The following is an 11,880-nucleotide window of genomic DNA, read 5'->3' as shown; positions in this document are numbered from 1 at the left end:
GAGGAGGCGTGTCTTGCCGGACACCTCTCTCAGCTGGCCTCGATGGCCGCTCTTTTCCTACCCTCAGCCCTTTCTACCCTCGCCCCCCTGCTTGGGCCTCCCGGCCCAAAAGGGCGAAAGTCGAGTCAGAACCTCGCCTGGAGCAGGAGGGTGCCGCCCACCGCGGTCGGGTCGTCGCGGACGAAGTCTCCGACGCCCGTCGCGTCGTCCTCGAAGCGCGTGCGGTTCGGGTCCCGCGTGTAGAACACCTCGCCCACGAGGCCGGCGACGCTGCCCAGGTCCCAGCGCACCGTGGCCTTCGCCGTCAGCACCAGCTCCCGGCTCTCGCCCCGCGGGAGAATCGAGAGTGCGTTGCGGCCCTGCAACACGGCCACCCGGTCCGCCAGCCCGAGGTTGCCTCCAAGACTGGCAATGAACTCCGCCGGCATCGTGGCGCGCAGCAACAGTCCCGGCGTGAGGCCCCATTGCTGGAAGTGGTAGTCCGCGCCCACCGAGCCAGACACCTCGGACCGCGGATTGCTGTCCTCGGGCAGGGCCTGGTACGGAGGGAAGCCCGGCACGTCGACCTGGATGAAGGTGACGGTCCGGTAGTACGCGAGCGCGTGGACCCGCAGGAAGTCCCACTTCAGCCGGGCCACGAGCGCCGCGGCTGACGCGGACTCGTCCTTCTCACCCCTGGCGACCTCCGCCGCCTCCAGTTGCTGCGACACGAAGCTTCCCTCCAGCGACACCTCCGCCGCGAAGCCGCCCGGGTACAGCTCGGGCTCGAAGAAACGCTCGAAGAAGGTCGGGTCCCCCGCGTAGAGCGACAGGTCCACGTTGGGGCCCACCGGCGCGCCCTGGTGCCACTGCACCCGCCCAGACACCCCTCGGGCCACCACCGGCTGCTCCTCACCCAGCAACGCCGGCGCGGGTGCCACGCCCCTGTCCACCGTGGTCGCCTCCAGCTCCGCCCGGAACGCGGACGTCACGTCCACGCCCGCTCCCGCAAACAGCGCGAGGCGCCGGTCCACCGTCAGCTCCAGGGGGTTGCTCACCCGCGCGGACTTCACCGCCGCGTACGCACCCCAGCGCTGGCGCGTCAGCCGCAGCTCCAGCGCCGGCTCGCCGCTGCTCTCAATCGAGGGGAACGCCTGCCGCGCCCACGTCACCGGCTGCTCATAGCCCATGGCCAGGCGGGTGGAGGACAGCGGATACACGGTGAGCGACAGGTCCTCCCGCGAGGCCCACGACGTGGGCCGGTAGCGGAGGCGGACGAGGCTCGCGTTGTCCTGGATGCCCACACCCTGCGAGCCGACCGCGTTGAGGAAGAAGGACAGCATGGCCTCGGCCCGAAGGCCCGAGGCCAGCTCCGGCGAGCGGGCTTCCAGCGCCGCATGCAGCCGGGTGAAGGCGTCCGGCGCGCCGAAGTCCGCGTCGCTCGCGGTGAACGAGAGCCGGGCCCGCACGGGCGGCTCCGGTGCGAGGGCGTCCGAAGCGACGGTGTCCGAAGCGACGGTGTCTGAGGTCTGTCCCAGCGCGAGGGTCAGCGAAGCGGCGAAAGCAGAGAGCATCATGGCGGCGCCCGCATATCACGCGCCGGTTGTGCCTTCAGCGCTTGCGCTCCCGCAGCGGCGCACACGGGTCTTCCTGGGGTTGCGCCGGGGTGAACCACACGTAGTCGAAGGGCAGGGTGCTCGCGGAGTATGAGGCCGCGTAGTCGCCTGGTGCAGGAGCCTCCGGGGAGACCTCCAGCAGGCCCACGGAGACAACCTGCTTGTCCGGGGCGCGGCGCGCGAGGTGCGCGGGGGCTCCACGGTCCGTGCGGGCGTGGCCGTTGCCGGTGATGAGCACTCCCCCGTCGCCCCGGTCCGCCTCCAGCAGCCGGTCCGCCAGGTGCGCGTCGCGGGCGCGCTGGGCTTCCGCCATGGGCCCGAGCAGCGCCGGGGGCAGGTGTCCGCAGTGCGCCCGGTCCTGCTCCTCGCGCATCTGTCGGGCCACGTCCTCGGGCAGTGGCGTGTCCAGGGCCAGCCGCTCACGCAGCGCCGGGGGCAGCGCCTCCGGGCCGCGCTTCACCAGCTCTCGCACCTGCGTGCGCGGCAGGTTGGCGGCGACAATGGGCAGCCCCCGCTCCAGTCCCGCGGCGAACACCGGCTGGTAGAGCGAGAAGGGAGGCCAGCCGCTGTCCGCCCAGCGCACCGCCTGCGCGAGCGCCTCCGTGTCCTCCGGGGCCCGCGCGAGCGACGCGTCCACCGCTGGCTGTTGCTCCACGTCCAGCATCTCGAAGGCCAGGGCCGGCTTCCGCGCACCGCTTGCCAGCGCCCGCACCAGCTTCGCCTGTCGCTGGTGGTGGTCTGCCTGGTCGTGGCGCTCGCCCAGCACCACGAAGCGCGCTCCCGCCAGCGCTCGCAGCAGCTCCGCCTCGTCCACGAAGCGGTTGCCCTTCACGTCCCAGATGCGGCCGGCGAGCGGGTGGTCTCGGTGCGGCGCGGAGGATTCACCTTCGCGCACCGGGACGGCTCCGGAGGACGCGTCGGAGGGCCGGGCACTGCCTTGTCTGGACGCGGAGTCCTCCGTGGGGCGCGGGGTGCCGGAGCTTGCACAGGCGGAGACGAGGAGCAGCACGGAGGCGGCGAGGAGCGTACGCATCAGGACCGCAACTCAGCCACAGCCGCGCCGCCACGGGCCATCCGTTTCGCGCGGGGATGGTGGACGCGTGACATCGGGAAGCAGGTCCTCGCGGGAGGAGCGGCGCCGCTGGGTGCTAGAACCCCGGCGCATGCAACCCCTCCTCTATGGCGAGCTCGTCCCCTGGTATCACCTGGTTGATCCTCCAGAGGACCATGAAGACGAGGCCCGGTGCTTCCAGGCGGCGTTCGAGCGCGTGGTGACGTCCCGGGCGGAGACCCTGCTGGAGCTGGGCGCGGGCGCGGGCAACACCGCGCGGTTCCTGAAGCAGCGCTTCCGCTGCACCCTCACGGACCTCTCCACGGACATGCTGGCGCTGAGCCGCGAGCAGAACCCCGACTGCGAGCACATCGTCGCGGACATGCGCACGCTCCGACTGGAGCGGACGTTCGACGCGGTGCTGGTCCACGACGCCATCATGTACATGCTCACCGAGGAGGACCTGCTCGCCGCCGCCCGGACGACCTTCGTGCACACGCGGCCCGGCGGCGCCGCCATCTTCGCGCCGGACTGCTACCGGGAGACCTTCGAGGACGACTCGGAGACAGTGACGGGCGACGACGGAGACCGCTCGCTTCGCGGCCTCATGTGGAGCTGGGACCCCCACCCCGAGGACACCACCTTCGTCACCGAGTACGCGTTCCTGCTGCGACAGGGAGACACCGTCCGGGCCGTCCATGACCGGCACGTCGAGGGGCTCTTCTCTCGCGACACCTGGCGGCGCGTGCTCACGGAAGCGGGCTTCCGTGTCGAGACGCTTCAACGGCCCATCGGCGACGGCGCCTTCGACGACATCTTCCTGTGCCGGCGCTGACGGCGGGGTGAGGCCCTCCCGGCGGGCAGGACCGGCGCGGACGGGTCGATGCACTCCCTCCCTCGCGGGTGGATTGTCGTCCGCCCGCGCTCGGATGACCTTTGCCGCCGTCGTTCCAGAGGGGGAGTCGTATGCATCAGACGGGGTGGAGGCGCGCGCCGGTGGCGCGGTGGGGCGGAGTGTTGCTCGGGGCCTTGTTGTTCGCCTGCGGGCCAGCGCCGGAGGGTGGGGACAGTGCGGAGGGGGCGACAGTCTCCGAGCCTGTTTCGGAGGACGTGCTCCCGCTGGCGCCTCATGAGCGGCCCGGGGACCCGCGAGAGGCCACGGTGCGGAGCGCGGGAGTCTCCAGCGCGTTCGACGTGAGCCGGCCCGTCCTGCGGAATCAGACGACCGCCCGTCCCGGGGTGGGCGTGGCCTTCGACGGCAAGCAGTACTTCGTCGTCTGGGAGGACGAGCGCGACGGCAACATCTTCGGCTCCCGCGTGAAGCCCGATGGCCGGATGCTGGACCCGGGTGGCATTCCCCTCAATCAGGGCACCGGCCTGGATGGCGGCGGCGAGCCGCGCGTGGCCTGGGACGGCAAGCAGTTCGTCGTCGTCTGGGTGAGCGGCAGCGGCGTCTTCGGCGCCCACGTGGAGTCCGACGGCGACGTGCGCCGCCACTTCATCCTCGCCTCCTCCGACGAGGTGTTCGGCCCGCCGGGCATCGCCTGTACGAAGGGCGTGTGCCTGGTGGCCTACGTCGTCTCCGGTGACGAGGAGGACCTCGTCGTCTTCGACCGGGTGGAGTCCGACGGCGACGTGAGGGACGGCGAAATCCTCTCCGAGCTGCCCGGCTTCGCGTTCCGTCCCGCCGTGGCCTGGGACGGCAAGCAGTTCGCCGTCGTCTGGCAGGACGCGCGCGGAGGCGAGGACGCGGACGACATCTACGGCGCCCGCGTGAAGAAGGACGGCACCGTGCTGGACCCGGACGGCGGCGTGCCCATCATCACCCTGCCCGGCGCGCAGCGCGCTCCCGACCTGACGTGGACCGGGAACCGCTTCCTCCTCGTGTGGCAGGACGACCGCGCCGGCACCGAGGACATCTACGGCGCACGCGTCCGGAGGGAGCTGACGGTGTACGGGGCCGGCAGCTTCCCCATCTCCACCGGCCCGGGGGACCAGTCGCTGCCCCGGGTGGCGCCCAGTGGCAGCAAGTCACTCGTCGTCTGGGACGACACCCGGATGGGGCCCCACCGCGTCCGGGGCGCCCGCGTGGGGGATGACGGCGCGGTGTGGGACGTCGCGGGCTTCACCCTCTCCTCCGGGGACCAGGAGGAGGAGCTCCAGCCCGGCGTGGCGGTGGGGGACCACCAGTTCTTCGTGGCCTACGCCGGCGCGGAGTCCGGCACGCCGCTCTTCGGGCCGCACCACATCCTGGGCACCCGCGTGACTCATGCGCCGGAGGTGAAGGACTCGCCGGCCCTGCTCTTCACGCGCTCCGCGTTTGCCCAGACCTCGGCCACCGCCGCCCTGGGCGCGGGCGTCTATCTCGTCGTCTGGCGCGAGGAGCGCGACGGGGTGCAGCGCCTGCTGGGCGCCCGCGTGCGCCCCGATGGCCGCGTGCTCGACGTGCCCTTCTCCTTCCCGGCCGGCCCGGACACGCGCAACCCCGCGGTGGCGTGGGAGGGCGACATCTGGATGGTCGTCTGGGAGGAGGGCTCTTCGTTCGGCGGCGGCACCGGCATCGACATCCGGGGCGCCCGGGTGAGCGGCGCGGGCGTGGTGCTGGACCCCGCCAGCCTGGCCATCGCCGAGCTGCCGGATGACCAGTTCGAGCCGGCGATAGCCTCCAACTTCGACGACTTCCTCGTCGTCTGGACGGACCGGCGCGGCTCCTTCTTCGGCAACGCCTCCGACATCGTCGGCACGCGGGTGAGCTCTGGCGGCGCCGTGCTGGACCCCGGTGGCTTCCCCATCTCCAGCGTGAACTTCACCCAGCAGGCCCCCGCGGTGGTGGCCACCGGGGACCTGCGCTACCTCGTCTCATGGGTGCACGTGGACTTCAGCTCCATGCCCGGCGAAACGGAGCGCAGCCTCCGCGGCGCCCGCGTGGACAACGACGGCATGGTGCTGGACGTGCCGGAGCGGCTCTTCGACCCGGGGCCCGCCTTCGTCGCGCCGCCCGCGCTTGCGTGGGACGGGACGAACACGCTGGTGGCGTGGACGAGCGCGCCGGAGGGCAGCTTCGGCTCCCCGGGCCCAGACGTGCTGGCCGTCCGCGTGGACGCCGATGGGGACGTGCTGGAGGCCGCGCCCCGCGTCGTCGCCACCGGCGGCGGGAGAAACCGACTCAACGTCACCGCCACCTTCGACGGGACGGACTTCTGGCTGGCCTGGGAGCAGGTCACCGCCGCGCCGTTCTTCCCACAGCTGGTGTTCCGCACCGACGTGTATGGCGCGCGCGTGCGCACCAACGGCACCGTGAGGGATTCGGGGGGGCGGGCCATCGCCACGCACCAGCCCGAGCCCGAGTATGACCCCATCCTCGTCTCCGCCCTGGGCGGCCGCGTGGCCGTCTTCTACACGGAGTTCGCCACCGAGGAGGACGTGATGAACCTGCGCATCCAGGGGCGCGTGCTCACCGGGCTGGGAGCGGCCGCCATGGAGGTGGCGCCGGGGCCCGTGGCCCGCTGACGCCGTGAGACGCCGGCCCCGCGCGAGTCGGGGCCGGGACAGGGGCCCGCGTCTTCCGCCTGGCGGACGGCGCGGGCCTGCCTGCGTGCGGGCTACTTCGCGTCCACCACCAGCACCAGCCACCGGTCCGTGGAGTGGTCGATGCGCACGTTGGTGGCGCCGGCCTCCTGGAGCTGCTGGACGATGCCTTCCAGGAAGGTGAGGTTCTCCTTGGGGGCGTCCACGAAGATGTTCTTCGAGCCGGTGCCCTTCGCCTTGGGCTTCTTCGAGGGAGCGCCGGCCGCGCCGTTGAGCCCCTCGGAGACCGCGGCGGCCTTGAGCCGGGCGGCGGGGTCGTCGGAGGCGGGCTCCGGCGCGCTCTCGGGCTCCTCGGCCTCGGGCGGGGACGCGGAGGACTCGGCCTCCTCCTCGGCCTGCTCGCGCAGCTGGTTGAAGGTCTTCATGTTGATGGCGGCGCCGAACTTCGACTTGAAGGACTCCAGCGCTTCCTTGGTGTTGATGTCCGGCTGCTGGCGAAACAGCTCGAGCAGGTAGGCGTGGCGCTCCTGGGTCTGCTCCTGGGACGTCCTCGGCATCGTCTTCAAGCTCCAGTGTTGGGAAACGAAAGGCGGCGCACACTATCCGAGCGTTCAGGGGGACGAAAGGTGGGGACGTGTCGTCCACCTGACCGATGGCCGTCTCGAATTCTGGCGCGCTATTCCGGTATTCTCGTTTTCTTAGACGAGTCAGGTCCGGCTCCGGAGAGTCCCCGAGCAGGTCCAGGGCGGGTGCTCCGCGATGCGAGGAAGCCACAGGCGAGGAGCGCGCGGCCAGGCGGCGGTGGAGACGGCCATCGTCCTGCCGATGATGGTGTTCCTGGTGCTGGGCGTGCTGCAGATGAGCCTGGCGCACCAGGCGCGACTGCTGAACGAGTACGCGGCCTACAAGGTGGCGCGGGCGGCGAGCGTGTACCGGCTGAGCTGCGGGCCCATGGTGCGCGCGGCGCTGATGGCGCTGATTCCGTCAATGAGCCGCACGGGTGTGAATCCGGACCTGCGAGCGCGCTTCACGGGCGTGGCGCGGCAGGTGCTGGGGCAGAACCGGCCGCCGGGAGTGGCCTTTGGCGGGGCGGGCGCCATCCCCCTGGTGCAGGTGGACTACCGGGTGAGCGACTTCCGGCCGAACGAGTCCTTCGACGTGCTGCTGGAGGTGGGCGAGCGGCCGATGAAGGTGCACATCCGGCTGGCCTACTTCTACGAGTACCGCATCCCCTTCGCGGGGTGGATCATCAGCCGCGTCTGGCTGGCGTCGCAGACGGGCCGGCAGTGGGCCACGGGCGCGGACCCGATAACGCCGGTGCGGCGGTGGGCCGGTGAGGTGACGCTGGCGTCGGAGCGCAGCCCGGACTGGGCCGTGGCGCAGCGGGGTATCGACCAGGGGTACTTCACCGTGCCGCTGGTCTCCACCTGGTCCATGCGGATGATGAGCGACCCGCTGCCCAACGCGGTGCTGGAGGGGCAATGCCGGTGAGCGGACTTCGGCGGAGCCGGGCCGCGCGGGGACAGTCCCTGGTGCTGGCCGTGCTGTTGATGCTGGTGGTGGTGGTGACGGCGTTCCTCACCTTCTCCATCGGCGCGCGCACGCGGCGCAAGATTCAGCTCCAGGCGGTGGCGGACTCCACCGCGTACAGCCTCGCGGTGGCGGAGGCGCGCGCCTTCAACTTCTACGCGTGGAGCAACCGCGCGCTGGTGGCGCACCACGTGAGCATCCTCTCGGTGCACGCGCACCAGAGCTACTTCTCCTTCTACGAGGACATGCTCGCGGCCACGGGCGACAACTTCGACAAGATGGCCGAGCCGTACCGCCGGCCGTGCCGGGGGGGCAACCGCCGCGCGTGCGAGACGCAGCAGCGGCTGGAGCGCATCCGCGACATCTACCTCTACAGCTACTTCGACCCGGCCGATGAGTTCTCGGTGCCTTGGTACTGCACGTACGTCAACGGCATGGAGAGCTGCCGGGTGGACGCGGACTGCCAGAGCGGTGAGACGTGCGAGGACATGTCCGTCCACCGCAAGCGCGGCGCCATCTGGTTCCACAAGGAGTGGCACAAGAAGGACAGCAGCAACAGCTGCTTCCACCTGCTGGAGGGCTCGCGCAACCACTTCAAGAAGGTGGAGTACGTCCGCTCGCGCCAGCTGATGGTGGAAGCCCAGCTGAAGATGATGATGACGGGGCAGGAGCAGGACGCGTGGTTGGTGGACCCCAACGACGAGGACGAGCTGCTGAAGGTGAACACGGGGATGAACGAGGACCCGCGGGACGGGTTCATGTACCAGCGGCCCCGGCCCCAGGCGTCGCTCGCGGAGGCCATGGCCCGGCTGACGGGCCCGGAGTACGAGGCTCTGCCGAGCGCGGGGCGGGTGTCTCGGGACTACTACAAGCGGGCCGTGGACAACGGCATGGAGCTGCGGCGGCACCGGGACTACGACGAGGTGCTGGCCGCCACGCGCTTCCCGAACTTCATCACCCAGAGAGACCGCACCTCCGATGACCTGGAGCTGCCCGCGGACCCGAACTGGGTGCAGCTGTCGCGCGCGGCCCGGCGGGCGGGACGCAACCACGGCACGCCGTACACCGAAGTCACGACGGCGGGCACCGCCCGCATGGTGAAGATTGCCTCCCAGGCGGAGGACCCGGGCTCACGCAACCTGAGCAACCCGGGCGTCAACCCGGCCTGGCCGGGCAACTACAACAGCAACGTGCGGCCCTGGGGGGGACGCACGCTGGCGGACGCCGCCCACGGAGGGAGGCACGCGGATGCCTACGGCCCGGGAGAGAGTGACGGCGCGGTGGCCGAGGACCACGGGGTGGTGCGGAGCACCTATACGCTGAACCGCGGCGGCCGGCTGACGCACACCACCGTCCTGCGCCCCGGGCGCAACGGCATCTGGGCCGACCCCCACGACTACGACGCGGACAGGACGGGCGCGCCGGCGCACAGCCACCACCTGTTCCATGGCGACCTGATGCGGGTGAATGGCCATGGCCAGGGGCTGGGCAGCTGCGAGGGCCCGGGCTGTGACCAGGAGATGAATCGAGGCCTGTACCGCGGACACATGCGCTACCGGCTGGCACGGGAGAACACGCTGTGGAACATGCCGCGGACGCTGACGCTCATCACCCGGCCCTCGGGTGAGACGCAGCGCATGCCGTGGGACTTCGACTTCCAGGCCCAGCTTCCCGGGCCGGTGCGCTTCACCACCCTGAACTCGGCGGGGGACGTGGCCTCGGACGGCAGGATGGCGGCCATGGCCGGAGGGCTCGTCTACTTCCACAAGCCGCGCCTGCAGGCGCGCGGGCGGGAGGACGAGGAGTACGCCGAGCCGCCCAACCTGTGGAACCCCTTCTGGCGCGCGAAGCTCCACCCGCTGATGCACGCGGACGCCATCACCGCCACGGCGGGCGGCGCCCACGACGCCACGCACCACGTCCTCACGGACCTGTATCGCTGGAACGCGGTGAACTACTGATGGCCTCCCCCCGCTCCCGCTCCTCGCGCAGGGCTCGCGGCGCCGCCACGGTGGAGCTGGCGCTGTCGCTGCTCATGCTCATCCCCGTGGTGCTGTACGCCATCTACGCGGGCGAGCTGTTCCTCGCCGCCACGCGCGCCCAGGAGGCGGAAATCACCGCCGGCTGGGACATGACCGCCTACCGGATGCACGACTTCGAGAGCGGCTACCGGCGGACGGGCGAGTGGGTCCTCGACTCGGCGGCGGACACGCAGCGGGCCGTGGCCGAGGCGGTGCCCCGGCGCGTCCGGGCGGAGCTGCGCGACATGGACAGCTTCCCGCGGGACAGCACCGGCCCCGGCGGACGGCGCTTCCTGCTGACGGAGCAGCGGCTGGAAGCGCTGAGCTGCCAGCCCTTCAACGCGCAGAGCCACTACCCCCTGCTCACCTTCGAGGGCATCCCCAACGGCGTGCGGGAGTACCTCCACCGGGGCAGCTACATGGCCTGCCGGGCCGAGGTGCGCTTCACCTCGCCGTACATGCCGCAGCGCCTGCGCGAAGGCACCACGTCCCAGGTGGACCTGCTGCACGAGCGGCTGCGCAATGACGGCCGAGGCTTCACGCTGTGCGGCCTGGGCGGCTCGCTGCGGGGCTGCGACGGGGGAGGAGGCTTCATCGTGCTCACCGACGACTGGGGGTTGGAGGACGCGACGGAGAGCCCGGTGGACACCTGGTGGCGCGCGGAGAACATCAAATACGCGCAGGTGGGCAGCTCCATCTACCACCGCGCCCCGGAGCCGGTGGTGGACGGGCACGGCTTCGAGGGCGGCACCGGCGCCAAGCAGGTGCGCTTCACGATGGACTTCCTCCTCGACACCGCGAAGGACTACGCCTTCACGTCCGACTTCAAGTTCGGCTTCCGCAACCCCTCCAGCGAGATGCAGACCTTCGAGGTGGAGGGCGGAGCCATGGACCGGGCCCACCTCACCCCGTGGGATGACGACGACACGGGCTTTCTGGGGAGCCAGCGGGTGGACCGGGACAGGCGCCACTACCTCGGGCATCCCGAGGCCGACTACGTCCACAACCACTGGCCATGAGCACCTCGCGTACTCATCGGCGGGCCCTGCTCGCCGTCGGTCTGGTGGCCAGCGCCGTCCTGGGCAGCGCGCTGGGCCGCGCGTACCAGGAGCGCTCCGCGCCACCCGAGGCCCCTTCCGCGGAGGACGCGGCCATGGACGCCGAGCTGCTGGCCGAGGCGCTCGACCTGGAGGCGCCGCCCAGGCCGCGCAAGCAGGGGCAGGGCGTGACGCCGGAATTGGGAAGCGGAGCTCCTTCGCCGGGCCGCGTGCGCCGCACGGGACAGGCTGCGCTCCGGGCCCGGCTGCCACTGCCGCCCCGGGCCGGGGCGCTGGTGTCCATCGGCCAGCAACTGGACGCGCACGGCGTGCCCATGAACCTGGCCGCCTTCGAGATGGAGGCGCCGCTGGAGGACGTGCTGGCCTTCTATTCGCGCCACTTCGAGTCGAAGGGCTGGCCGTACTCGGATGTGCCGGGCGCGCGAGATTTGGTGCCGTACCGCGCGCTGAGCGCCACGCTGCTGGAGGAGGGCCTCCAGCTGTCGGTGATGGTGATGCCGCACGGAGACGACAAGGGGAACACCGTGGTGCTCGGCCTGGCGGACATGGAGGCCTGGGGCCGGGGCTCGCACGGGGAGGACACGGGAGACCTGCCCGTGTATCCCGGCACGCATCCCCTGGCGGTGCGCTCGAGCGGGGAGGGGAGCCTGGCCCTGACGGTGAGCTTCGACACCGGGGATGCGCCCGCCAAGGTGGAGTCCTTCTACCGGCGCGCACTGGCCGAGCGGGGCTACTCCGAGCTGCCCGGTGACGACGTCCCCGGCGAGTCGCTCACGGGCCCGCGCCTGCTGCGCTTCGCCAGCCGGAGGGGCAGTCAGTGGAGGCTCGCCCTGGCTGAGCAGGAGCGGGGCACCGTCGTGACGGCCCAGGGCAGCGGGCCGAGCGCACAGGAGGGAAGGCCATGAAGCAGCCCCTGCGACGCACGGCCGCGCGGCGCGGTCAGGCCATGGTGGAGTACGCCCTCATCGTCACCCTGCTGATGGTGGGCACGGTGGTGGGCTTCATGGGCTGGCCCTTCACCCGGCTCCTCTTCGAGGCGCTCCAGTCCTACGTGGACCTGTACTTCTACGCGCTCAACCTCGCGGTGGGGTGAAGGG

10 protein-coding genes are annotated in these 11,880 nt (G+C 71.4%); 7 read left to right on the top strand and 3 right to left on the bottom strand.

The genetic code is table 11. The features are described 5' to 3' along the window. Nucleotides 1-125 precede the first annotated feature (125 nt). Together G4D85_RS45885 and G4D85_RS45880 are read right to left on the bottom strand one after the other, a co-directional pair. Complete coding sequence (locus tag G4D85_RS45885) at nt 126-1,556, bottom strand: hypothetical protein (protein ID WP_164020985.1); 1,431 nt, start codon at nt 1,554-1,556, stop codon at nt 126-128. A 34-nt stretch (nt 1,557-1,590) separates the two neighbouring features. Further along, nucleotides 1,591-2,628 (bottom strand): ChaN family lipoprotein, encoded by a 1,038-nt coding sequence (locus G4D85_RS45880; protein WP_164020983.1) that lies wholly within the window; start codon nt 2,626-2,628, stop codon nt 1,591-1,593. Between the two features lie 130 nt (nt 2,629-2,758). Between G4D85_RS45880 and G4D85_RS45875 the strand changes: the two genes are divergently transcribed. Then, a complete protein-coding gene (locus G4D85_RS45875) occupies nt 2,759-3,481 on the top strand; it encodes a class I SAM-dependent methyltransferase (protein ID WP_164020981.1) in 723 nt (240 codons plus the stop codon). Nucleotides 3,482-3,756: 275 nt separating this feature from the next. Beyond that, a complete protein-coding gene (locus G4D85_RS49080) occupies nt 3,757-6,156 on the top strand; it encodes a hypothetical protein (protein ID WP_205526001.1) in 2,400 nt (799 codons plus the stop codon). Nucleotides 6,157-6,248: 92 nt separating this feature from the next. Here G4D85_RS49080 and G4D85_RS45865 read toward each other — a convergent pair whose 3' ends face one another. Next, nucleotides 6,249-6,731, bottom strand: coding sequence for a hypothetical protein (locus G4D85_RS45865; protein ID WP_164020980.1), 483 nt, complete (start codon nt 6,729-6,731; stop codon nt 6,249-6,251). A 202-nt stretch (nt 6,732-6,933) separates the two neighbouring features. Between G4D85_RS45865 and G4D85_RS45860 the strand changes: the two genes are divergently transcribed. From G4D85_RS45860 to G4D85_RS45840, 5 genes are read left to right on the top strand one after another with little or no spacing between them, the layout of a single operon-like run. After that, nucleotides 6,934-7,665, top strand: a complete 732-nt coding sequence (locus tag G4D85_RS45860; protein WP_164020978.1) for a TadE/TadG family type IV pilus assembly protein — start codon at nt 6,934-6,936, stop codon at nt 7,663-7,665. Further along, nucleotides 7,662-9,665 (top strand): hypothetical protein, encoded by a 2,004-nt coding sequence (locus G4D85_RS45855; RefSeq protein WP_164020969.1) that lies wholly within the window; start codon nt 7,662-7,664, stop codon nt 9,663-9,665. The genes G4D85_RS45860 and G4D85_RS45855 overlap by 4 nt, the downstream gene beginning before the upstream one ends. After that, a complete protein-coding gene (locus tag G4D85_RS45850) occupies nt 9,665-10,744 on the top strand; it encodes a hypothetical protein (protein WP_164020967.1) in 1,080 nt (359 codons plus the stop codon). Before G4D85_RS45855 ends, G4D85_RS45850 begins: the two co-directional genes overlap by 1 nt. Further along, nucleotides 10,741-11,688 carry a hypothetical protein gene (locus G4D85_RS45845; RefSeq protein ID WP_164020965.1) on the top strand — a complete coding sequence of 316 codons (948 nt, stop codon included), beginning with the start codon at nt 10,741-10,743 and terminating at the stop codon, nt 11,686-11,688. The genes G4D85_RS45850 and G4D85_RS45845 overlap by 4 nt, the downstream gene beginning before the upstream one ends. Next, nucleotides 11,685-11,876 carry a hypothetical protein gene (locus G4D85_RS45840; protein ID WP_164020963.1) on the top strand — a complete coding sequence of 64 codons (192 nt, stop codon included), beginning with the start codon at nt 11,685-11,687 and terminating at the stop codon, nt 11,874-11,876. Before G4D85_RS45845 ends, G4D85_RS45840 begins: the two co-directional genes overlap by 4 nt. The last annotated feature ends 4 nt before the right edge of the window (nt 11,877-11,880 follow it).

This window comes from Pyxidicoccus trucidator, from assembly GCF_010894435.1.
In the GTDB taxonomy this organism is placed as follows: domain Bacteria; phylum Myxococcota; class Myxococcia; order Myxococcales; family Myxococcaceae; genus Myxococcus; species Myxococcus trucidator.
This window is presented reverse-complemented; position numbering and strand designations above follow the sequence as displayed.

Coding starts and splice junctions, on each gene's coding strand:
- G4D85_RS45850 (WP_164020967.1), top strand. CDS start 9,665: ATGGCCTCCCCCCGCTCCCGCTCCTCGCGCAGGGCTCGCGGCGCCGCC.
- G4D85_RS45880 (WP_164020983.1), bottom strand. CDS start 2,628: ATGCGTACGCTCCTCGCCGCCTCCGTGCTGCTCCTCGTCTCCGCCTGT.
- G4D85_RS45885 (WP_164020985.1), bottom strand. CDS start 1,556: ATGATGCTCTCTGCTTTCGCCGCTTCGCTGACCCTCGCGCTGGGACAG.
- G4D85_RS45865 (WP_164020980.1), bottom strand. CDS start 6,731: ATGCCGAGGACGTCCCAGGAGCAGACCCAGGAGCGCCACGCCTACCTG.
- G4D85_RS45845 (WP_164020965.1), top strand. CDS start 10,741: ATGAGCACCTCGCGTACTCATCGGCGGGCCCTGCTCGCCGTCGGTCTG.
- G4D85_RS45840 (WP_164020963.1), top strand. CDS start 11,685: ATGAAGCAGCCCCTGCGACGCACGGCCGCGCGGCGCGGTCAGGCCATG.
- G4D85_RS45860 (WP_164020978.1), top strand. CDS start 6,934: ATGCGAGGAAGCCACAGGCGAGGAGCGCGCGGCCAGGCGGCGGTGGAG.
- G4D85_RS45875 (WP_164020981.1), top strand. CDS start 2,759: ATGCAACCCCTCCTCTATGGCGAGCTCGTCCCCTGGTATCACCTGGTT.